21 protein-coding genes, 2 tRNA genes and 1 pseudogene are annotated in these 21814 nt (G+C 49.4%); 17 read left to right on the top strand and 7 right to left on the bottom strand.

All coding sequences use genetic code 11. The features are described 5' to 3' along the window. The first annotated feature begins 11 nt into the window (after positions 1-11). The 10 genes from dnaA to VGK02_02760 all read left to right on the top strand — a co-directional run bounded on the left by dnaA (position 12) and on the right by VGK02_02760 (position 11481). Entirely contained in the window at positions 12-1358 is a 1347-nt protein-coding gene (dnaA, locus tag VGK02_02805) for a chromosomal replication initiator protein DnaA (protein HEY3373974.1), read from the top strand. A gap of 189 nt (positions 1359-1547) precedes the next feature. Next, positions 1548-2645 carry a DNA polymerase III subunit beta gene (gene dnaN, locus VGK02_02800; protein ID HEY3373973.1) on the top strand — a complete coding sequence of 366 codons (1098 nt, stop codon included), beginning with the start codon at positions 1548-1550 and terminating at the stop codon, positions 2643-2645. A 13-nt stretch (positions 2646-2658) separates the two neighbouring features. Further along, positions 2659-2871 carry an RNA-binding S4 domain-containing protein gene (locus VGK02_02795; protein ID HEY3373972.1) on the top strand — a complete coding sequence of 71 codons (213 nt, stop codon included), beginning with the start codon at positions 2659-2661 and terminating at the stop codon, positions 2869-2871. Between the two features lie 96 nt (positions 2872-2967). Then, complete coding sequence (gene recF, locus VGK02_02790) at positions 2968-4059, top strand: DNA replication/repair protein RecF (protein ID HEY3373971.1); 1092 nt, start codon at positions 2968-2970, stop codon at positions 4057-4059. Beyond that, positions 4060-4536, top strand: a complete 477-nt coding sequence (locus VGK02_02785; GenBank protein HEY3373970.1) for a DUF721 domain-containing protein — start codon at positions 4060-4062, stop codon at positions 4534-4536. A gap of 121 nt (positions 4537-4657) precedes the next feature. Further along, complete coding sequence (gyrB, locus tag VGK02_02780; GenBank protein ID HEY3373969.1) at positions 4658-6556, top strand: DNA topoisomerase (ATP-hydrolyzing) subunit B; 1899 nt, start codon at positions 4658-4660, stop codon at positions 6554-6556. Positions 6557-6676: 120 nt separating this feature from the next. Then, positions 6677-9145, top strand: coding sequence for a DNA gyrase subunit A (gene gyrA, locus VGK02_02775; GenBank protein HEY3373968.1), 2469 nt, complete (start codon positions 6677-6679; stop codon positions 9143-9145). A 28-nt stretch (positions 9146-9173) separates the two neighbouring features. Next, positions 9174-9593, top strand: coding sequence for an archease (locus tag VGK02_02770; protein HEY3373967.1), 420 nt, complete (start codon positions 9174-9176; stop codon positions 9591-9593). A 110-nt stretch (positions 9594-9703) separates the two neighbouring features. Further along, positions 9704-11158 carry an RtcB family protein gene (locus tag VGK02_02765; GenBank protein ID HEY3373966.1) on the top strand — a complete coding sequence of 485 codons (1455 nt, stop codon included), beginning with the start codon at positions 9704-9706 and terminating at the stop codon, positions 11156-11158. A gap of 107 nt (positions 11159-11265) precedes the next feature. Continuing rightward, positions 11266-11481 carry a hypothetical protein gene (locus VGK02_02760; protein ID HEY3373965.1) on the top strand — a complete coding sequence of 72 codons (216 nt, stop codon included), beginning with the start codon at positions 11266-11268 and terminating at the stop codon, positions 11479-11481. Here the strand turns inward: VGK02_02760 and nfi are convergent. Together nfi and VGK02_02750 are read right to left on the bottom strand one after the other, a co-directional pair. Then, positions 11449-12141 (bottom strand): deoxyribonuclease V, encoded by a 693-nt coding sequence (gene nfi / locus VGK02_02755; protein HEY3373964.1) that lies wholly within the window; start codon positions 12139-12141, stop codon positions 11449-11451. The genes VGK02_02760 and nfi overlap by 33 nt on opposite strands. Before the next feature lie 6 nt (positions 12142-12147). After that, complete coding sequence (locus VGK02_02750; GenBank protein ID HEY3373963.1) at positions 12148-12498, bottom strand: STAS domain-containing protein; 351 nt, start codon at positions 12496-12498, stop codon at positions 12148-12150. A gap of 316 nt (positions 12499-12814) precedes the next feature. Between VGK02_02750 and VGK02_02745 the strand changes: the two genes are divergently transcribed. Beyond that, positions 12815-13186: a hypothetical protein gene (locus VGK02_02745; GenBank protein ID HEY3373962.1), complete on the top strand. Its 372-nt coding sequence runs from the start codon at positions 12815-12817 to the stop codon at positions 13184-13186. A 1-nt stretch (position 13187) separates the two neighbouring features. On the opposite strand, the gene VGK02_02740 is transcribed toward VGK02_02745, so the two are convergent. Further along, a complete protein-coding gene (locus tag VGK02_02740) occupies positions 13188-13652 on the bottom strand; it encodes a bifunctional nuclease family protein (GenBank protein ID HEY3373961.1) in 465 nt (154 codons plus the stop codon). Between the two features lie 275 nt (positions 13653-13927). Here VGK02_02740 and VGK02_02735 point away from each other — a divergent pair. From VGK02_02735 to VGK02_02720, 4 genes are all read left to right on the top strand, one after another. Beyond that, positions 13928-14004, top strand: a tRNA-Ile gene (locus VGK02_02735). Positions 14005-14124: 120 nt separating this feature from the next. Beyond that, the gene (locus tag VGK02_02730; protein ID HEY3373960.1) at positions 14125-14835 is read left to right on the top strand and encodes a CpsB/CapC family capsule biosynthesis tyrosine phosphatase; all 711 of its coding nucleotides are present in this window, start codon (positions 14125-14127) and stop codon (positions 14833-14835) included. 166 nt (positions 14836-15001) lie between these two features. Continuing rightward, a tRNA-Ala gene (locus tag VGK02_02725) sits at positions 15002-15074 on the top strand. Positions 15075-15265: 191 nt separating this feature from the next. Then, positions 15266-15619, top strand: coding sequence for a hypothetical protein (locus VGK02_02720; protein ID HEY3373959.1), 354 nt, complete (start codon positions 15266-15268; stop codon positions 15617-15619). 232 nt (positions 15620-15851) lie between these two features. Here the strand turns inward: VGK02_02720 and VGK02_02715 are convergent, their stop codons facing one another. Both VGK02_02715 and VGK02_02710 read right to left on the bottom strand, forming a co-directional pair. Next, the gene (locus VGK02_02715; protein HEY3373958.1) at positions 15852-17429 is read right to left on the bottom strand and encodes a glycosyltransferase family 39 protein; all 1578 of its coding nucleotides are present in this window, start codon (positions 17427-17429) and stop codon (positions 15852-15854) included. A 336-nt stretch (positions 17430-17765) separates the two neighbouring features. After that, a complete protein-coding gene (locus tag VGK02_02710; protein ID HEY3373957.1) occupies positions 17766-18110 on the bottom strand; it encodes an HD domain-containing phosphohydrolase in 345 nt (114 codons plus the stop codon). Between the two features lie 75 nt (positions 18111-18185). On the opposite strand from VGK02_02710, the gene VGK02_02705 reads away from it, so the two are divergent. After that, positions 18186-18530: a diguanylate cyclase gene (locus VGK02_02705; GenBank protein HEY3373956.1), complete on the top strand. Its 345-nt coding sequence runs from the start codon at positions 18186-18188 to the stop codon at positions 18528-18530. A 26-nt stretch (positions 18531-18556) separates the two neighbouring features. On the opposite strand, the gene VGK02_02700 is transcribed toward VGK02_02705, so the two are convergent. Beyond that, positions 18557-18943 (bottom strand): hypothetical protein, encoded by a 387-nt coding sequence (locus tag VGK02_02700; GenBank protein ID HEY3373955.1) that lies wholly within the window; start codon positions 18941-18943, stop codon positions 18557-18559. A 234-nt stretch (positions 18944-19177) separates the two neighbouring features. Between VGK02_02700 and VGK02_02695 the strand changes: the two genes are divergently transcribed. Continuing rightward, complete coding sequence (locus VGK02_02695; protein HEY3373954.1) at positions 19178-21529, top strand: S-layer homology domain-containing protein; 2352 nt, start codon at positions 19178-19180, stop codon at positions 21527-21529. Between the two features lie 21 nt (positions 21530-21550). Here the strand turns inward: VGK02_02695 and VGK02_02690 are convergent. Then, positions 21551-21754, bottom strand: a pseudogene (locus VGK02_02690) (RNA-binding protein). Between the last annotated feature and the right edge of the window lie 60 nt (positions 21755-21814).

Genomic DNA, 21814 nt, shown 5'->3' with positions numbered 1-21814 from the left:
GGTGAACTGTTGTGCAAAATCAACTCGAAATTATCTGGGCGCAAGCCCTTAAAATAATAAAAAAGCAACTCAACACGCCCACATATAAGGCCTGGTTTGAGCATACGACGCCGCAGTCTTTTGAGGGTGACACGATTATCATTAACACGCCGAATGCATTTGCAAAAGAATGGCTCGAATCCCGCTATAACAGTTTGATTACCGATGCGCTCTTTCAGGTACTCGGTGAGGAAATCCATATAAAGGTGGTTGTGGATGAAACAGAGGAGCAGCTGGTAATTCCGCAAGAGAAGGCCCAGCCCCTCAAAAGCGACTATAAAGTGCAGCAAACCCTGCTTAATCCCAAATATACCTTTGAGTCGTTCGTTATTGGAAGCAGTAACCGTTTCGCACACGCGGCCGCGCTCGCTGTGGCGGAAACCCCCTCAAAAGCATATAACCCGTTGTTTATCTACGGCGGTGTCGGGTTGGGAAAGACCCATCTTTTGCAGGCGATCGCTCACTATTCACTTAACCATCATCCATCGCTTAAGATTAACTACGTCTCGTGCGAGAAGTTCTTAAACGATTTTGTCGCCTCGATCCGCGATAAAGACAAAATTTCCGGTTTTAAGAAGCGCTACCGGGACAACGATATTTTGCTCGTTGATGATATCCAGTTTCTCGAACACAAAGAGGGGATGCAGGAGGAGTTTTTCCACACGTTTAATACGCTTCACAGCGCCAATAAACAGATCGTCTTATCGAGCGACCGTCCGCCTAAAGATATCGCAACGCTTGAAGACCGGTTGCGCTCGCGTTTTGAGTGGGGATTAATCACCGATATCCAACCACCCGACCTTGAAACACGAATCGCTATTCTCTCTAAAAAAGCGCAGCTTGAAAAATTGACGATACAAAAAGACGTTCTTGAATTTATCGCATCAAAGATTCAATCAAACATCCGCGAGCTTGAAGGGGCATTGATTCGCATCGTCGCATTTTCATCCTTAACAAAGACACCGATCAACCTCACGTTGGCGGAAGATGTTTTAAAAGATATTTTTCCAAACAGGGCAAGCCGCCCAATATCGATTCAGACAATTCAATCAGAGGTCTGCCGGTACTTTAACCTTTCTAAAGCCCAGCTCACCGGCAACAAACGCTCGCAATCCGTCGTCTACCCGCGGCAGATCGCAATGTATTTAGCGCGCGAGCTCACCGATTTGTCGCTACCCAAGATCGGCGAGGAGTTCGGTGGTCGCGACCACACAACGGTTATGTATGCGAATAATAAAGTCGCGCAGATGATTAATAAACAAAGAGACGTTTATAATCAGGTTCAAGAATTAACAAACCGCATCAAACAGAAGACGTAAAAGCTGTGTAAAACTATGTGTATATCTGTGGATGATCTAATCGCTCCACATTTTACACAATTTGTTCATAGGGTTTCTTAACAAGCTCTCGATAGCAATAACGTGCTGGCTTAGTGGTTATTAACAGATTGAACACCACTTATTACTATTACTAAACAATTATTAATTACATATTAATAAGGAGGACATGTGAAAATCTCAATAGCGCAAAGTGATTTACATAGCGCCATACAATCAATTCAAAGAGCGGTGTCGGCAAAAAGTATCCTTCCCGTTCTCACGGGGGTGCTGCTTTCTGTTGAGCGCGATCACATCGATCTGTATGCAACAGATCTCGAACTTTCCATCAGGCACCGGATTATTGTAAAAAGCGACGTGGAAGAGCGCGTTGTTGTTCCGGCACGTCTTCTTAGCGATATAGTAAAGAACCTTCCGGATGGTCGGGTGGATATCGATATCGATACAAAGAGCAACATTATTCGCCTGATTTGTGGAAGTTCGGCGTTTGATATTAAAACCATGCCGGCCGAGGATTTTCCGAAGTTTCCGGAGCTTAAAGAAGAGAAAACCGTAACGCTTCCAAGTAATAAATTAACGACAGCAATCAAACAGGTGATTCGCGCCGTTTCAAAAGACGAGACGCGGCCGGTTCTCTGCGGCATCCTGGTTGTTCTCGACAAGGGTAGACTTAAAATGGTTTCGACCGATAGCTACCGGCTATCCGTATATGAAGCGGCGGTTGACGGTGTTGTCGTAAGCGGCGTTAGTGTAATCGTCCCGGCGCGCTGTATGGATGAGATTGCAAAAATTAGCGGTGATATTCCTCTGCAAATCGGGATTACACAAAACCAGATTCACTTTACCGCCGGTAATACCACGATTGTCTCGCGCCTCATCGAAGGAAATTTCATACCATATCAACAATTATTGCCGGAGAGTTGCGATCTTCGGGTAAAAATCAACAAAGAAGAGTTCGCGCACGCGCTGCGCAGAGTTGCTCTGCTGGCGCAAAACAACGCGCTTGTAAAGATAAAACTCGGCGAGGGGGCAGTACAGCTATCGGCGATTACCGCAGATATCGGCTCGGCAAGCGAAAGCATTACCGCAGATATGAGCGGTAGCGCGATGGAAATTGCTTTTAACGCGCAATACCTTATCGACGGGCTTAATTCGATAACCGACGACGAGGTGCTTTTAGAACTTATTAACCCGTTAAAACCCGGAATATTGCGCCCGGGAAGTGCACAAGACTTCATCTACTTAGCGATGCCGGTGCGCATCGGCTAAAGGCGGCTTTTTCATGAGAAACATCACGGTTACGCCCGGCACAAAGCTGGAGCAGCTCTTAAAGCTGGCCGATCTTGTCGGCAGTGGCGGAGAAGCTAAACTCGAGATACAGGACGGAGCCGTCGCGGTAAACGGTAAGACCGAGCTGCGGCGCGGCTACAAAGTTAAAGACGGTGATATTGTCACCATTGATGGTGAGAGTATAGAAGTTTCAATACAGCAATAAACACAAATCCCGCTAGCTTTATATATCTTCGCCTATCAACACGCCCGGCGCGTGCTTTCCCTCACGCTTCACGCCCAGATAGTTTACAATATTGTTATGCGCATAAAGGAAATTCAACTTCGAAATTATAGAAATTATAGCGAATTTGCGAGCGAGCTTGAACCCGGCTTAAATTTTGTTGTCGGCCAAAATGCCGCCGGGAAAACAAATTTATTGGAGTCAATTTATGTGCTTGAAAACGGCCGTTCATACCGCACAACCACGAATCAAGACCTGGTAAAATGGGGCGAAGAATTTGCACACGTAAAAGCGGCGGTATCGCGGAGCGACCGCGAGGTCGCGGCCGAAACGACAATTTTCAAAACCGGCACAAAACAGGTTAAAGTAAACGGCGTTAGTTATCGGCAAGGGAAAGGGGTACAAAGGCCCCTTTTAACGGTTCTTTTTACCCCAGACCACCTCAAAATCGTGAAGGAAATGCCGGAATACCGGCGCGCATACCTTGATGAAGTTCTTGAAAAAATCAAACCGGATTATGGATACTGGCGTGGGCACTACGGAAAAATACTAAAGCAGCGGAATATGTTGCTTAAAAAAATAGCGGCCGGGCGCATGAAACAAGATGTGCTCGACTATTGGGACCAACAACTCATTCCCGCGGGTATTAAATTGATTGCGGCGCGGCGCGCCCTAATTTCAACACTTGAAGAGCACGCAGCCGAGGCGTATAAAAATATCGCCGACGGTGATATGGTGTTTTCATTAACGTACGAGAATCAGCTGTTAACCGATCACAACACACTTGATGAAATTACCGAGCGCTTTAAATCTTCACTAGAAGAGCGAAGAAAACACGAAATCGAGCGGGGGATAACGCTGGTCGGGCCGCACCGCGATGACGTCGGTATGTATGCAAACACCGTCGATCTGCGCTCGTTCGGATCGCAGGGAGAGCAACGCTCTACCGCACTGGCGCTGAAAATCGCCGAAATGTTGATTGTGCACGAGCGAGCGGGGGAGGAGCCGGTCCTGCTCTTAGACGACGTTCTCTCGGAGCTCGACCAATCACGGCGACGCGCGCTTCTTAAACAAATTAACGACGGCGTTCAGGTTATTATAACAAGCACAAATGCGGAATATATAACCGAAATCGATATCGGCCAGGCCCATATTATGAGGATTAAATAAATGAAGCGATTAAGCGATGCTTTCGATGAGTTGGAAAGGGGCGGACCGCTTGCCGGAAAATTTACCGAGCTAAAAGCCCTTTCCGTTTGGGATGAGATTGTCGGGCGCCCGGTATGCGAATGCGCCCGCCCGCTGCGCATCCGCTCAGGCGTGCTATATGTGGCGACAAAAAGCCCCGCGTGGTCGCAAGAATTAAAGGCGCTCGAAGGCAATATTCGCCGCAAAATAAATGCCGCAATTGGCGAGCAGGTTGTGCGCGAGATCCGCTTCACATGCCGGCAAACCGAACCTGCTACACAGGCAGAGCCCGAGATGAAAGACGCGCCGCCGCTTGCCGCGGTTAAGCTCTCCGATGACGAGCAGGATTTTATCGACGACATAGTGGATGAGCTGCCGGAAGACGAGCTCCGCGACCGCCTGAAACGGCTTGCGGAAAAGGATAAAAAGCTTAAGCGATGGCGTGCGCAAGGCGGCTAACGGATGGATTTTTTCAGCACAAATTCACTAAATATGCTATAATGTTTTAGTTATGCAAACGGCTTTTATGGCCGTTTCTTTGCGTACAAAACCGGTCAGAAAAGGAAAAGAGGGAGATTTAGTGAGTGTAGCATATACCGCTAAAGACATCACAGTATTAGAAGGATTAGAGGCGGTACGAAAACGTCCGGGCATGTATATCGGCAGCACGGGCCCACGTGGCCTACACCACCTCGTCTATGAAATTGTGGATAACAGTATCGACGAGGCGCTTGCCGGATACTGTAAGAATATTACGGTTAAAATAAAAGAGGGAAATAGCGTCGAGGTTGTCGACGACGGCCGCGGAATCCCGGTCGGCATTATCCCGAAATATAAAAAATCGGCGCTCGAGATCGTTTTAACCGTCCTACACGCCGGCGGTAAGTTCGGCGGTGAAGGATATAAGGTATCCGGCGGTTTGCACGGCGTCGGCGTTTCGGTTGTAAACGCATTATCCGAGAAACTGACGGCCGAGGTGTGCCTCGACGGTAAGGTCTACCGGCAAACATATGAACACGGTAAGCCGGTAACAGAAGTCGAGGAAGCCGGTACATCAAAGGCGACCGGTACGACAATTACGTTTTACCCCGACCCGACCATTTTTGAGGAAGTCGACTTTAGCTTTGACACGATCCGGCAGCGCATGCGCGAGATGGCGTTTCTCAATAAAGACTTACGCATAGAACTGACCGACGAGCGTGTCGAGCCGCATGAAATCATAGAATACAAGTATTCCGGCGGCATTATTGATTTCGTCAAGCACTTGAATTCAACAAAAGAGCCGCTGCATCGAAAAGTCATCTATTTTGACAATAACGACGGCAGCAACGAAGTCGAAGTCGCCATGCAGTACAACACCAGTTATGCGGAGAGCGTGTTTACCTTTGCAAACAACATCAACACGCACGAGGGCGGCACACACCTTGCGGGTTTTCGCTCGGCGCTCACGCGTACGATCAACGATTACGCCCGCAAAAAGGGTTTACTGAAAGAAAAAGAAGAAAATCTCTCCGGTGAAGATATTCGCGAGGGATTAACGGCAATCGTAAGCGTTAAGCTGCGCGAGCCGCAGTTTGAAGGCCAGACCAAAACTAAACTCGGCAATACCGAGATGCGCGGCCTCGTCGAGTCAACGGTATCAAAACGGCTCGATGAATTTTTAGAAGAAGACCCGCAGACGGCAAAGATTATCGTTAATAAGGTTATCGATGCGGCCCGGGCACGGCTCGCTGCGAGAAAAGCACGCGAACTCACCCGCAGGAAAAGTCTACTTGAAAGCACGTCGCTACCCGGTAAATTAGCGGATTGTTCGCTCACCGACCCATCGCTCTCCGAGATTTATCTCGTCGAGGGCGATTCAGCGGGTGGTAGTGCGAAGCAGGCGAGAGATCGAAGTTTCCAGGCGATTTTGCCGCTCAAAGGTAAAATCTTAAATGTCGAGAAAGCGCGGCTGAACAAGATTCTCTCATCCGAGGAGATATTGGCCATCATAACGGCGCTCGGAACCGGTATCGGCGAGGAATTCGACATAAGCGGTTCCCGGTACCACCGGGTTATTATTATGACCGACGCCGATGTCGACGGCAGCCATATTAGAACCCTGATTCTAACGTTCTTCTATCGCTACATGCTGCCGATGATCGAGTCCGGCTACATCTATATCGCGCAGCCGCCGCTTTATAAAGTCACACACGATGGCCTGACAAAATATTTCTACAAAGATCGTGAACTCGAGGAATACCTCATAAAACTAAACAAAAGCCCCAACGTACAGCGCTATAAAGGTCTTGGTGAGATGAACCCCGAGCAGTTATGGGAAACCACCATGAACCCGGAGAAGCGTACGTTGATGAAGGTAAATATGGAAGACGCCGTTGTAGCCGACGAGATGTTCTCGATTCTTATGGGGGACAAGGTCGAGCCGCGCCGCGACTTCATCATGAAGCACGCGAAAGACGTGCGCTTCCTCGATATATAATTAAGCAGTACCCGTGGTGACGTCGTGCGGCCGCCACCAACAACGCTTATGCGAATACTGTTTTAATATTATAGTTAATTTTGGCCGGCTTCCTGCCGGCCCCAGAAGGAGTAATACAAGATGGTCGAAGCCTTAGCAGGCAGAGTAGAAACAATTGAAATTGAAGATGAACTGAGAAGTTCATATATCGATTATGCGATGAGCGTCATCGTTGGTCGTGCACTTCCCGATGTCCGCGACGGATTAAAACCGGTGCACCGGCGTATCTTGTACGCGATGCACGACATGGGTATGCGCCCGGGCAGCCAATATAAGAAATGCGCCCGTATCGTCGGAGAAGTGTTGGGTAAGTATCACCCGCACGGCGACTCGGCGGTATATGATTCACTGGTGCGGATGGCTCAGAATTTCTCGATGCGCTACGAGCTGATCGACGGCCACGGCAACTTCGGCTCGGTCGATGGCGACTCGGCCGCCGCAATGCGTTATACCGAGGCACGGCTTTCGAAGCTTGCAGCGGAAATGCTGCGCGATATCGATAAGGATACCATCGATTTTACGCTGAACTTCGATGAGACACTCGAAGAGCCAATCGTACTTCCCAGCCGTTATCCAAACCTTTTAGTCAACGGCGCATCCGGTATCGCTGTTGGTATGGCGACCAATATTCCACCGCATAATTTAGGTGAGGTAATCGACGCGGTTATTGCGATGATCGATAATCCGGAGAGCACAGTCGCCGATCTCATGCAGCACGTCAAAGGCCCCGATTTTCCAACCGGCGGCATCATTATGGGTCGAACCGGCATTAGGGAAGCATACGAGACAGGGCGCGGCTCGATTAAAATTCGCGGTAAAGCCCACGCCGAGCAGACCAAGCAGGGTAAACAGCGGATCATAATTTCCGAGATACCGTACCAGGTCAATAAAGCTCGGCTGACCGAGAAAATAGCCGAACTCGTGCGCGACAAAAAGATAACAGAAATATCCGACCTTCGTGACGAGAGCGATCGCTCCGGCATGCGACTGGTTATCGAGCTTAAGCGCGACGCGATTTCGCAGGTAGTGCTTAATAAGCTCTATAAACACACCCAGCTCGAGACGAGCTTTGGTGTAATCATGCTCGCGCTCGTCGATGGTGTGCCGCGCGTTTTGACGCTACCACAAGTGCTCAAATATTATATCGAGCACCAAAAAGATGTTGTGACCAGGCGCACCAAGTTCGAACTCAAGAAAGCCGAAGACCGGCTTCATGTTGTCGAAGGCCTACTTATAGCGCTCGATAATCTCGATGAGGTTATCGAGATTATCCGCTCCTCGAAGACGGTCGATGTAGCGAGAGGGCGCCTTATGGAGCGCTTTGAGCTCTCAGAAATTCAAGCATCGGCAATTCTTGAGATGCGCTTGCGGGCCTTAGCTGCTCTTGAGAGGCAAAAACTCATCGACGAGCACAAAGAGTTGCTTGCGCGCATTAAATATCTCAGAAGCATCTTGGAGAGCGAACAAGTGCTCCTTGGTATCATCAAGGACGAACTCACCGAGGTTCGCAATAAATATGCGGACGCACGGCGCAGTCAGATCACTTCTGCGGCGACCGAGATTGAAATCGAGGATTTGATCGCCGAAGAGGATATGGTAATCACCATAAGCCACTCAGGCTACGTAAAACGCCTGCCGGCCACAACCTACAAGGGACAGGCGCGGGGCGGCAAGGGTGTCGCCGGGGCGAACCTCAAAGAGGGCGACTTTATCGAGCACCTCTTCATCGCATCGACACATAATTACATCTTATTCTTCTCGAATAAGGGTAAGGTATATAAATTGAAGGTGCATGAACTGCCGCTCGCAAGCCGGACGGCCCGCGGCCAAGCAGTCGTGAACTTGTTGCCGTTTACCGCGGACGAGAAAATCGCCGCCGTTATTTCAACAAAAGTATTTGAGAGCGATCAATATCTCATCATGGCCACCAAAAACGGCATCGCAAAGAAAACACCGTTTGTCGAGTACAATAGCTCACGTCGTGACGGCATCCTGGCGATAACCATGCGTGAGGACGACGAGCTTATCGGCGTGAAAATCACCCGGGGCTCCGACGATATCATTCTGGTATCGAAAGCCGGCATGTCGATTCGCTTCCGCGAAACCGATGTGCGCCCGATGGGCCGTACTGCAACCGGCGTTAAAGGAATGACGCTCGGCGACGAGGACGAAGTGCTTGCGATAGAAATCGCTCGAGATGAATCCGATTTCCTTATCGTGACCGAAAACGGTTTTGGAAAGCGCACGCCGATGAGTAATTACCCGCTGCAAGGTCGCGGCGGGCGAGGTGTAAAAACGCTTAAAGACACATCGAGGCGCGGGCAAATCGCCGCCGCCAAGATGGTCCAGGAAAACCACGAGTTACTGGTGATCTCAAGCGAAGGCATAATTATCAGGATGCGGGTTAAACAGATTTCCCAGATGGGTAGAAATACCCAGGGTGTCAGGATTATGAATCTTAATGATAACGACACCGTAAGTGCCGTTGCCCTGGTTGTTGAAAAAGACGACGGCGATGGCAATGGAGTAGAAGTGGAAGTAGCAGAATAGGGTAGAAGCGCTTCTTTCCGGGGAGCTCATGCAAGCATTTGAAATTCTAGATCACACAGCTGATGTTGGTTTGCGTGCCTATGGTCATACGCTGAAAGAAGTGTTTGAGAACATTGCCGTCGGCATGTTCAGCCTTATAACAGACCTTGATAATGTAAAGTCCTCTCTATCTGAGGAGATCGAAATCGAAGCCGAGGATAGAGAGGACTTACTTGTCGAATGGCTCAACGAGCTCCTTTACCAGTTTGAGGTGCGCTATAAGGTTTTTAAACGCGTCAACATCGTCGACTGGGACGAGGAACACCGCTTGCGGGCCATCGCCTACGGCGAGCCGCTGGATCTCGGCCGTCACCAGATAAAAACCCAGATCAAGGCTACGAGCTACCACATGCTTAAAGTCGAGTACACCGATGGTATCTGGTCCGCCCAAGTCATTTTTGACGTGTAATCGCTCCCGGATAATTTTCCTGTATTAGTTGCAGGGTTGTTGTAAAACTCCTATATTTACTTCACCCGGGCAATAACCGAGCGCGGCAGTAAATAGTAATCGAGGTCATAATGGCTGACATTTTTGAACAATTAGAGCAGCTCTCCGAATACACCTGGAAGATACCGGTTGAGTACAAAACCGGTATGCGCGTTCCCGGCATCGTGTACGCGAGCAAAGAATTATTATTAAAAGCCAACGAGGATAAAGCACTCGAGCAAGTTGCCAATGTGGCGATGCTGCCCGGCATACTTAAGGCGTCGATAGCAGTGCCCGACATCCACTGGGGCTACGGTTTTCCGATCGGCGGTATTGCGGCTATGGATGCCGAGAACGGCTCGATTTCACCGGGCGGGGTCGGTTTTGATATCAACTGCGGCGTGCGCCTGATTAAGACGGAGATTCTCGCCGCGGATGTCGCACAATATACGGAGGCGTTAACGGTAGAACTCGCGCGCTCGGTGCCTAAAGGTGTGGGAAGCCGCGGTAAGATTCGCTTGAATCAAAAAGAAATGGCACGTCTTATGGTTAACGGTTCAAAGTGGGCGGTTACACACGGTTACGGCTGGCCCGAGGATATCGAGCACACCGAAGAAAACGGCTGTCTTGCCGGAGCCGACCCTGAAATTGTAAGCGGTCGCGTCTATGAGCGCGGCGTCGACCAGGTCGGCACGCTTGGCGCCGGCAATCATTTTCTTGAAATCCAAGAAGTCGTCGAAATTTTCGAGCAGCATACCGCCGGTGTGTTCGGGCTATTTCCAGGACAACTCGTCGTCATGGTTCACTCCGGCTCTCGCGGCGTCGGCCACCAGGTTTGCACCGATTACATCCGGGTCATGGAGGGCGTGGTAAAGCGGCTCGGCACCGACCTACCCGATCGCCAGCTCAGCTGTGCCCCGGTCAACTCTAAAGAGGGAAGAGAATATTATGCGGCAATGGCGTGCGCCGTCAACTATGCGTTTGTTAACCGCCAAGTGCTGTCACACTGGGTGCGCGAGTCGTTCGAACGCGTTCTTAAACAAAGCGCCGAATCGCTGGGAATGCGGCTTCTCTACGATGTGACCCACAATATCGCCAAATTTGAAGAGCACGAGGTTGATGGCTCGATCAAGCGCGTTTGCGTCCACCGTAAAGGGGCAACGCGCGCTTTTGCCCCGGGAAACCCACTTGTACCGCAATCGTATCGTGACACCGGCCAACCGGTTCTTGTGCCGGGGGATATGGGAAGCGAATCCTATGTGCTCTGTGGCACCGAGGCTGCAATGAAGCAGACTTTCGGCTCGGCGTGTCACGGCGCGGGCAGGCAATTAAGCCGCAGTCAGGCTAAAAAGCAGGTGCAAAGCCAGGAACTTCAAAAAGAACTTAAGAAGCGCGGCATAACAGTCATTGCAGGCAATATGAGCTTACTTGCAGAAGAAGCCCCACTGGCATACAAAAACGTAAGCAAAGTTGTTGAGGTATGCCACGCAACCGGAATCGCCCGCAAGGTCGCACGGATGCGCCCCCTCGGTGTTCTTAAAGGATAAATAAGATATAAATAGAACCCCTACTGCTTATCACACAAGTGTTTTTAATAATTAAACAATCGGGAATAATGCTTCTATCAACTGGTTTCATGATACCGGAGGCGTATATGTTAATCTCAACCATAATCTTAACAAATGGTGAGGAGCGGCAATTTTTGGCTGAGAGCATAACTATCGGTGAGCCGTTAGAGAGCTTAGTGCGAGTTGACCTGATAGACCGGGGTGAAATTATTTATCCACTCTATACAATTCAATCAATTCACACGCAAGATCTTCCCGAGGACGCCATATCACCCGAGGTTTTTGGCGCTCCTCACACGTAGTCCGTTTGAGAGATTGTGGGCCCGTCGAATCGGCTCCGGCAAGCGGTAGCACGGCGCGCACGCCAGTACGACATCCACCGCGCTTGGTAGGTCGATATCGTTACCGATTGAGACGAATACCGGCGCTACATCTTTCCTGGTGCGAAGTACCGCCCCGATCTGCCGGTCGCCCTTCGTGAGCGAGCTGGTTTCACCGCGATCATTACTTGGCTCGCTATATGTGCCTGTAAGTAGCGATTTTGCACAACCAACAGAAGGTGTTTCGAGCAGTACGCCGATATGTGAAGCGATACCAAAACCGCGGGGGTGCGCGATACCTTGGCCATCGAAAATAATTACATCGGGGACGGTTTCAACCTGTTCGAAAGCGGCGAGCACGGCCGGGCCCTCGCGAAACGTTAAAAACCCCGGGATATATGGAAAGTTAGTGGTTTTAACTGCGCCGTGCTCTTCTACCAGCCTTAGATCGGGGAACGAGAAAACAACCGCGACGGCGTAGATTTCATTGGAGCCGCGGGAATACGATACATCCGCGCCTGCCACATAGCGGACTTTAGTAATATCGGCCGGTTTGATGTGAATACGGGCGCGCAGACGTTTTTGAATTTCTGCCGCTTCTGTAGGTGTGACCTGCCAGGGGTGAAGATCAAGGGCCTTCATGACTTTTTACCTAGCTGCCTTTGCTTTTTTCAAATTACCGATTGCTTCGTGGACGGAGGAGTGAAAGGGAAATATTCGTGTTAAACCGGTCAGTGTGAGCACTCTATCAACGAGTGAGTTCCCGACAATAGCAAGCGTTCCGCCCCGTTTTTTGACCCGCTCTAACCCCCCAAGCAAGACCCCGAGGCATGAGCTGTCTATATAACTAATCTTATTGAGATTTACAACTATAAAGAAGTTCCCCGCGGCGACTTCTTCGCTGATTGCATCATGAAGTTGATGGCAATTACTGAGATCAATCTGCCCCCCAACCTCAATAACCGGCGTCTCATCGACAGTCATTCTGGTTATCTGCATACCTTGAAACCGCCTTCCCGCTGGTCTTATACCACCCATATCGGGCTTATACATCTGTTTTGCAGTGCACCATTTTTATTCCCGACCATATCGTAGATAAAACATGTAAGGCTCATTTGAGCAATGCGGCCGGTCTCTTACTAAGCAAATAAGCACACAAACAAGCTGTCAGTTACTAAGCAATTATGCCCATGACCAGGCGTATCTTAACAAAAATGTTTGACATTAGGTATTGGGACGGTTTAGAATTTTCCCAGGGACGTTAACAGTCACACCTCAGAAAGCTACAGTGTTGAAAGTAAAAGGAGACGTGCGCGTGGAGAATCAACCATCGAACCTTAGGGGAAAAGCTGTTTCAGAAGCAACGTATTCGCCCGAACCCGAGTCGTTTCATTTAGACGAAGAACTGGAATTTCCCGAAGAAGATATCCAGATTAAAAAAATTGCAGCAGTGTGGTGGGAAGATATTACCGCGTACTCTCGTGTCGAGATCCCCGATGACTTCGAAATATTTCGGCTCTCCAAAATTACCGTAGGCCTCGTGTGGCAAGAAACCGAAGATTATGTTGTTCTTGTGCAGGACTATGACCTAACAAATCACGGTCGAGGCTATCGCCACAATGATTTTCACATTATCCCTCGCGGAACCATCAAACACATGAACGTTATGGGAGAAATTAAGTTCTAATTTACTCTCTAAAGTCTTCCGGTTTTACGTTCTCAAGAAACTCACGGAAGCGTTCGACCTCTTCTTCTTCGCCCGAATCGTTGACGATGGCCGCTTGCTCAAGCACATCGGCGTCAGCATAGATCGGCACATTGGTTCGTACCGCCAGCGCTATTGCATCACTGGGTCGTGCGTCGACCGATAGGCTATTACCATCGGCGGCAAGCCGTATCTGTGCATAGAAGGTGCCCTCTTTTAAGTCGCTGATCAGAACGCTTGTAACCGTGGCACTCAGCGAGTCTATAACCGTCTTTAATAGGTCGTGAGTAAGAGGTCGGGACGGATGTATCCCTTGGATCTCCATCAGGATCGCCGTTGCCTCGAACTGCCCTATCCAGATAGGGAGGTAGCGATTAGCTTGCGTGTCTTTTAATATAATGACCGGCTGGTTTGTGAGCACGTCTAGATTGACGCCGTGGACTTCCATTTCAAACAAAGTATCACCGCCAAAAGTGTTGCCAACATCTATATGCCAACAATAGCAAAGTTTTAACGGGTTAAGCAACACTGCCCGGCAGTATCGTACGGCGTTTGTCGATTACAAACCCACCGGCACCCAGGCGCTTGCTTCAGCAAGTTATTAGCCACATACTGTGCTTCAAGCACCTGAAGATCCTTGAAATTTTAAACACGGCCGTGTACAATATGTACCTGGCGCGGCAAACACGAACAAGTGTTGGTTGTGCTATAATTAAAGGATATGGGCCTATAGCTCAGTAGGTTAGAGCGCACCCCTGATAAGGGTGAGGTGGCTGGTTCGACTCCAGCTAGGCCCACCAGAACCGGCTTCAAGCCGGTTTTTTGCTTTTGACACAACGGGAATATACATGTGCTTTGGCGCCCGTGTTTGACAGGTAAGAAGCAGACTACTGTGCCGCTGAGAGCTGGAGGCGAGAGGCTTGGAAGGCTTTATTGATACGCATAACCATATTCTGCCGGGGCTTGATGATGGGCCCGCTACGGTTGATGGAGCTGTCGATGTGGCCCGAGTCGCTCTTGAGCACGGCATCACTCATATCGTTACGACGCCGCACCACAACGATTTCCACCACGAACCGGTCAGTGTGGTCAAGGCGGCTTTCAACGCAGTGGTTGAAGCGCTCAAAGCGGCACGGGTGCCGGTTACACTATACCCCGGCATGGAGCTTCGCATCGACCCGGATCTTCCCGCTCAGCTCAAAGACGGTCGCGCATTGCCGCTTGCCAACAGTAAATATATTCTCTTAGAGTTCCCGTTTGACGGCATTCCTTTTTTTGCGGAAGATATCATCTTCCAGTTGCGCCTGGATGATTGGGTGCCCATTTTAGCGCATTGCGAGCGCATCTATGATATCCAGCAAAAACCGCGGCGGATTGAGAAATATATTGCGATAGGATGTATGGTCCAGGTCAACTCAAACAGTATTTCTGGTGAACTTGGGAGGCAGAGCCGCGATGTCGCACTCGAGCTGCTAAACCTCGGCTTTGTCGATATTATCGCCTCGGATGCGCACTCGGCTACGCGTCGTATACCTGACTTTACCGCTGCGCTTGCCATCGTTACCAAAATCATCGGCTTCGAAGCCGCGCGGCGGCTAGTAAAAGAAACCCCCGCCGAGATCCTGAAATAAAACACCGAAATCGCGCTATGGTAGCGCTTAATTTTGATAAGCGGTTTTTGATGAACTAAAACACAACACTACTGTTTTTCATGCAAAAGTTGAAGTTTGCCGCGAAATACTATAGAATGTTCAAGTGCGACGAGCCAATTAGGCCAGCTCGCATAATTAAATACTTGGGGGATTAGCTCAGTTGGGAGAGCGCCTGCCTTGCACGCAGGAGGTCATCGGTTCGAGCCCGTTATCCTCCACACTTGAAAGAAAATCCCTGGTAGAAATGCCGGGGTTTTTAATTTTGCCCAGTAACTTCGGGAGTACCTCCATATAAAACGGAAGCCAGCACACCAACCATTGTGACAAGCCAACAGATTGGTGCTAAATTGTGGAATGTGTGTAGATAATCTAGTAGTGTGCCGATACTATCAAAAAAGGAGGTAATGAAATGACAACTTCAGCTCTAGGAATTAATTCTTCGGGGTCCAGCGCAGTGGCACAAGCCGCAGCGAAACAGCCTAACGTGACTCAGGCTAAAACACCGACCCCACAGCCGCAAAAGACTCAGGAAAACAAAGATACAGTGCATATTTCAACGGCAGCACAAGCCCGCGCTCTAAAACATGCGGGACAGACGGCGTCCCAGATTGCCAGCAGCTTGGGCTTGGACGTGAAAACAGTAGATGCGTATCTGGGAATTAAAAACCAAACTGTAGCGCCAGCAGTGCAAGTTAATAGCACTGCGGAAGAAGCAAAAGAAAGTGGCGCTATGAAAGCCGCAGAGACGCTTCAAGGACAATAATAATGTAACTGTAAAAACAGTTGGCAACAAGTACAGATGCTCCTACTAGACAAATTTTATTAGGGGCTTAACGATCTTGTTGCCCTTTTTTGATGATAATCTGATGATAATTTTAAGAAACAGTGACCTTGTTGTTCTTTTTGAATTTTTATTCGTCCCCGTAATGTTTCGATTTATCCCAAAACGTATTTAAATCTTGATATAGAGAGCCCTTTGGCTATTACAATTCCTTCTACCTCTGTTGACAGTGGTAGAGCTCGATACCGTCAAAATCCGTTCTATCGGCAATGTGATAATTGGACTTCAGTATTTGGGTTAGCGCCATTCGGTTTCCGATAAGCCCGTTCTCACCGTGAGCTATAAGTACGACCACCCAGAAATCCCGATTGCTTTTTACTACAGCCCTCAATTCATCTGTCCTTTGCGTGTCGCTTAACATCCCTTGTTTTGGGAATGGCGCAACTACTAGATCCGTTCGCTTCAAATAATAGCTGAAGCCGTTCTCAATATTGGGAGCCGGCGAGACAACGACTAACTCACCGGCCGCAGCACGCCTTTCTATGCTAGCCACAACACTTCGCCAGTCCGGCTTGGTGGGCGTCGTGTAGTAGCCCCAAATATTAACGAGAGAAAGCGCCACAATAATCACAACGATCGCTGTTTTGGCTGCTACAGGCTTCACGCTCTGAGTCCCTACGGCGGTTAGCAGGTAGAGCGCGGGCGTTATTCCAAGCAAATATTTATAGTGAATGATGGGCACAAAAGTTATGGACACCACGGCCGCAAGTAGGATAGGCGCGAGAAACCACATCAACAACAAAAGCAATCTTTCGTTATCAACCCATGCGCTATCTAAGCCATTAGATATGAAACGCCCGGTTAGTATAGAATAACGATGCGAGGGGCTTAGCCTACCCAGACCCATTGATAGTGCCGCCAGTACAATGCAGGCAATAATCGCTATTAGCAACCACGAAGATCCCGCCAGCTTGGTTGAAATCGTAGAAAGCATTGCAAGTGAGGGTTGTTCAAGCGTCCAGCCTAGAGGTTGCTGTGCCATCGACCGTGCCTCTGTGAGTTTATGAATATATACCATAACCCACGGCGCATATGCTACGAGTAATATCATCTGGTAGATTGGCCAAGCGCGAACCAACCACTGTATGAAGCGTCGATCGTGTTTGAGATCATACAACACAGCCTTGAATACTAGATATACCGTTTGTGTAACTACGATCAACACACCGAACATATGCGTGTATAACAGAAGCGCGCTCGATAACAAATAAAGAACAGAGGAAGAGGTGGTCCTTTTATCGATAAGTCGAAAGAGAAAATAGAAAGACATCAAAGTCAAAAAGAGCATCAGGCTATACCCGCGCGCCTCTTGAGAAAAATAGATATTAGGTCTTGATAAGGCTAACAGTAGGGCACTCATAATGCCAATCTCTTTGTTGAAGAGGTATTTGCCCAGCCGATACATCATATACACTGCGGCGATGCCAAATATCGCTGACAAGCACCGTATCGAAGCTTCCGAGTTGCCGAAGAGCTTCATCCAGTAATGCAAAATGATAAAGTGCAGTGGCGGATTGAAATCGGTGCGGATAATCTCTTGCAGCATGTTGGTAAAGCTCATGCTCGATACGCGCACGGAGAACGCTTCATCAAACCAGAGGCTGGCCGTACTGAGGTGGTATATTCGCGCAATAGTTCCCATAAGAAGCGTTGCTAACAGCGCTATATGTGATTGCCACGATAATAAATCCGTGCTATCTGCTGAGCGTTTTGTGTGTAATAGAACCTTCATGCTTGCTATTGTTACACAATCAATGGGCACTTTAAATATTTGAGTGTAAAATGAGAAGGTCGCTCTCAAGAGGTATACGAAGGCCATCCGCTATCTTCTAGCCCGGAAAGATCATCGACAAAGCAATTTTTGTTGTGAACTTAATGGTAGCGCCGAGGCTTTTGCTTGCTAGCAGCTTATCCTAATGCTAGATTTAGTAATACTTCTACGGTGTTGCATAATTAATCGTTCTTTATGCGGCTTTCAAAGAACGATTAATTATGCAACACCGTAATAATGCAGTTAACAATACGAAAAGAGGTTTTATGAGCGGCAGGCAGGTTCCTGTGGAGAGGGTTATACCGCTACCTGGTCAAAACAGATTTCGCTTTTCTTAAAAAGCATTAAACATGCATCAACCAGCTCGGGATTATAGAGAATGCCCCTGTTTTGCGCGATTTCATCGAGCGCACAATTAAGCCCTAAACTTGGACGGTACGGTCGGTGAGAGGCCATTGCCTCGACAACATTGGCAACCGCTAGTATTTTTGCTTCTACAAGAATTTCGTTCTCTTGTAAGCCGTGCGGATATCCCGAACCATTGATTCGCTCATGATGCCGCAGCACGATCTGTGCGATCGGCCAGGGGAATTCAATAGTGCGCAAAATATCAACCGTGCGATGAGTGGGTCTTGATAATATTAAACTCCATCTCGGTAAGCTTACTCGGCTTGCTTAAAATCTCAGCCGGTACATATATTTTACCGATATCGTGTAATGTTGCCGCTACCTATCGGATCGGAGATCCACGGCATACTAGATTCGGTCCCCTTTCACGTCATGTTGGTTAACAAAGATTATGAGGTACTGCTTGCCAATGAAGCGGTCAGAATAGGTCTCGGGGCCGAGCTTGCGAAGTTTGAGAGCGAAGAGAACCAACCATCAGGCAAACTTACTATCTCAATTGGTGTTGCAACGTACCCAAGCGGTGCAACTTCAAAAGACATGCTGATCAAGAGTGCAGACAATGCGCTTTATACAGCAAAACACAACGGGAAAAACAGGGTAGAGATTTTTGTTGCCACCGATCAGCCTTCGGATGACCTCAATCTGGTAAGCTAGCACAGCCTGTTTGCCCACATAACATCCTACCGGCCGATCAGCACGTCAGACGGCCACTGCAGCCAAACAAGCGCCACTATAATAACAATATCTGCCAGGAATGCGCCAAACAGCGACAAACGGGTGAAGAGAACCATCGTAAGCATTGAGATGAGCGAGGCGGCGATGGCCAGGTCGCGCCAGGCTTCGTGTGTTGATCCGATATCTAGCACACCAAGACCAGCAGCAACGAAGCCGCCAAGAGCTACCAACCACAGCATGCCCCCAAGCGTTTTTATCGTGGTATCGTCAAGACGATTAACAAGACGTGAAGCACCACTTGCAACCCAGAAACCTGCTACATGGCCGATACCGTGAAAGACCAGAAAACCGGCAACGAGATACTGCCATGATATCGCTGATATAGTGACCACCTGCCATGATGAGATATTGCACCACGTGTTATTATTCCCCCGTTTTTAATTCTCTACCGAAGACGATTTCTCAAGACAAACTGCCGTTGGTCTTTAAATAAACACTAGGATTCTATACACTAAAAAGGTGGCATGCTATCGCCTGGCTTGAAGCCGTATAGCCACAAAGCCATATATACTGCGTTCCGGCTTACCGTATTCGCCGACCATGTATATATAGGAAAGGATTACATAATGCAAAATACTTCGCAATTCTGTAACACACGGCGTAATATCTTCACGCTGTGTGTAATTTTGCTGCTACTATTAATATTGTACTCAGGACAGGCGTATGCAGCACAGACATATGAGGTTACGGCGAGTTGGCCGCAGACATGGCAGCTCAATCAGCCATTCGGTATTGCAACGGATGCTCTGGGAAATGTATATGTGACCGATTGTCTTAACAACCGCGTGCAGAAATTCGCTTCAGACGGCACCCTTATCGCGCGTTGGGGAACCCTTGGCATGAAGGATGGGCAATTCAGCAGCCCGAAAGGCATCGCTATCGATAGCAGCGGTAATGTCTACATTGCCGACCAGGGCAACAACCGCATTCAGAAGTTCACTGCAGACGGGAAATTTCTCGCAAAGTGGGGAACCTACGGCATAGAGCAGGAAAAATTCCGGCGGCCGACCGGCATCGCGATCGACCGCGGCGGCGTTGTCTACGTAGCCGACACCGACAACAATCGCATTCAGACGTTCTCAAGTGACGGCGTATTTATAACAACATGGGGCACGGGGTACAGCAACCGCGCCGGTTACTTTAAGTCTCCTGAAGATATCGCCATCGATTCCAAAGGCACAGTTTATGTGGCTGATACTAATAACAATCGCATCCAGTTGTTTTCGTCGAACGGCTCGTTTAAGGCTATATGGGGTAGCGATTCGACAACCGATACCGCCCATTTCTCGCACCCTGAAGGGCTGGAGATCGATGATGACGATAATGTTTATGTAGTCGATCGCACCGGAAACGGGAAGGGCGTGCGTGAATTTGACAGTACCGGCGGACTGATAACACATTGGGGCCAAACAGGATCGGATAACGGGCAGTTTACAAACCCGAGCGGCATAGCGCTCGATCCGGCCGACGCATTCGTTTACGTTGTTGATACCGACAATAACCAGGTACAAAAATTTACGGCCGGCGGTACGTTTGTAGAAAAATGGGGGTCGAAGAATAATTCGCCGGGTGCGTTTAACACACCGTACGGTATTACGGTCGACTCGGCAGGCAATACGTATGTAGCCGATACCGGCAATAACCGCGTGCAGAAGTTCGCAACCGATGGCGTGACCGCCGTTTCATGGCAGATCAACGATACCGGAGATACATCGTTTAAAGACCCGAGCGGTGTCGCTATTGGTGCGCTAGGGAACCTTTACGTACTCGACCGCTACCGTGTGCGCGTGTTCGACCCGAGCGGATCGTATCTGTGGAAAATAACTATTGATGGGGATAATTACACGCCGGCCGAAGCACTCGGCGTTGCGGTTGATGTATCCGGCAACATCTATATTGCCGATACATACCACCATAAGGTTATAAAATATGGGGCAAACGGACTTGTCATCGCGTCATGGAGCCGTCAAGGTGTGGTTGGGACGAGCACCGACGTTACCTTTATGCCGACAGGTATCGCCCTCGATACCTCGGGCAACGTGTATGTGGCCGATAGCGTGTTGGGTGCAGTATATAAATACACCGCGGACGGCGTTAGTGTTACACATTGGGGCGCACGCGGCTCAGATGAGGGCGAACTCAACCGCCCGTACGGCATAGCTATCGACGCTGCCGGTGATGTGTACATCGCCGACGGGGGGAACAACCGCATTCAGAAATTCTCCTCGACCGGCACGTTTATCGCGTCGTGGGGCGCGACCGATCTCTCGGGAACCGTTTTGAAGAATCCGCGCGGCATTGCTATCGACACCGCAGGCAATGTATATGTAACGGATACCGGCAACCACCGTGTCGTGAAGTATGCACCACGGCAAGCAACAGAGTTTACCGATGTACCCGCTAATGTTTGGTACAGAAGCTACGTCGACCAACTTACGGCGATGCACGTAATCAGCGGTTATCCGGATAACACGTTTCTCCCGGCGGGCAAGATCACACGGGCAGAACTAGCTAAAGCCATCATCCTGGCAATCGGCGAATCGCCAACAGCTGCTGCATCGTCATTCGCGGATGTTTCAAGTGGGTTCTGGGCTAGCGGATATATCGAACGCGCTAAGGAACTCGGAATCATTACCGGTTACGCCGATGGCATGTTTAAGCCGTTGGCAGCGATAACGCGACAAGAAATTGCAGTTATACTTATTAGGGCGGGACGCTTTACGCCTGCCACTCAGTACCGCAGGGTGTTTACCGATACGATGGCAAGCACGTGGGGCTGGCAATATATAATTGCAGCAAAAGACAACGCAATTATCGGCGGTTATATCGATGGCACGTTTCGGCCGGATAAGCTCGCGACTCGAGCTGAGGTTTCAAAGATGCTTGTACTGCTATGCCAGCAGCCTATCAAGAAGTAGCCGTTGCTATGGCATCTTTATCTAATACCTGCGGCCGCCGCCCGGCCGACGCTCTTGCGGTTTAGATTCGCTTACCTTGATTGTGCGCCCTTCAAGCTCGGTGCCGTTAAGCGCGTCCATTGCCGCTTTGGCGGCATCCGAATCCGTCATCTCAACGAAGCCAAATCCTTTGCTTCGTCCAGTATCTCTGTCGGTGATGACATTGACTGATGTTACCTCACCATACTGGCCAAAGGTTTTTTAAGAGTGTCCTCATCGGTGCCGTAAGCCAAGTTTCCCACGTAA

It is taken from the genome of Candidatus Aquicultor sp., from assembly GCA_036504445.1.
In the GTDB taxonomy this organism is placed as follows: Bacteria; Actinomycetota; Aquicultoria; order Aquicultorales; family Aquicultoraceae; genus DASXVE01.
This window is presented reverse-complemented; position numbering and strand designations above follow the sequence as displayed.

Bases quoted from the DNA above. Each gene is read 5' to 3' on its own strand.
- VGK02_02765 (HEY3373966.1), top strand. From the start codon at position 9,704: ATGGCTGACATTTTTGAACAATTAGAGCAGCTCTCCGAATACACCTGG.
- VGK02_02750 (HEY3373963.1), bottom strand. From the start codon at position 12,498: ATGCAGATAACCAGAATGACTGTCGATGAGACGCCGGTTATTGAGGTT.
- VGK02_02740 (HEY3373961.1), bottom strand. From the start codon at position 13,652: ATGGAAGTCCACGGCGTCAATCTAGACGTGCTCACAAACCAGCCGGTC.
- VGK02_02695 (HEY3373954.1), top strand. From the start codon at position 19,178: ATGCAAAATACTTCGCAATTCTGTAACACACGGCGTAATATCTTCACG.
- recF (HEY3373971.1), top strand. From the start codon at position 2,968: ATGCGCATAAAGGAAATTCAACTTCGAAATTATAGAAATTATAGCGAA.
- VGK02_02760 (HEY3373965.1), top strand. From the start codon at position 11,266: ATGTTAATCTCAACCATAATCTTAACAAATGGTGAGGAGCGGCAATTT.
- VGK02_02770 (HEY3373967.1), top strand. From the start codon at position 9,174: ATGCAAGCATTTGAAATTCTAGATCACACAGCTGATGTTGGTTTGCGT.
- VGK02_02715 (HEY3373958.1), bottom strand. From the start codon at position 17,429: ATGAAGGTTCTATTACACACAAAACGCTCAGCAGATAGCACGGATTTA.
- VGK02_02785 (HEY3373970.1), top strand. From the start codon at position 4,060: ATGAAGCGATTAAGCGATGCTTTCGATGAGTTGGAAAGGGGCGGACCG.
- VGK02_02720 (HEY3373959.1), top strand. From the start codon at position 15,266: ATGACAACTTCAGCTCTAGGAATTAATTCTTCGGGGTCCAGCGCAGTG.
- nfi (HEY3373964.1), bottom strand. From the start codon at position 12,141: ATGAAGGCCCTTGATCTTCACCCCTGGCAGGTCACACCTACAGAAGCG.
- VGK02_02795 (HEY3373972.1), top strand. From the start codon at position 2,659: ATGAGAAACATCACGGTTACGCCCGGCACAAAGCTGGAGCAGCTCTTA.
- VGK02_02705 (HEY3373956.1), top strand. From the start codon at position 18,186: ATGTTGCCGCTACCTATCGGATCGGAGATCCACGGCATACTAGATTCG.
- gyrA (HEY3373968.1), top strand. From the start codon at position 6,677: ATGGTCGAAGCCTTAGCAGGCAGAGTAGAAACAATTGAAATTGAAGAT.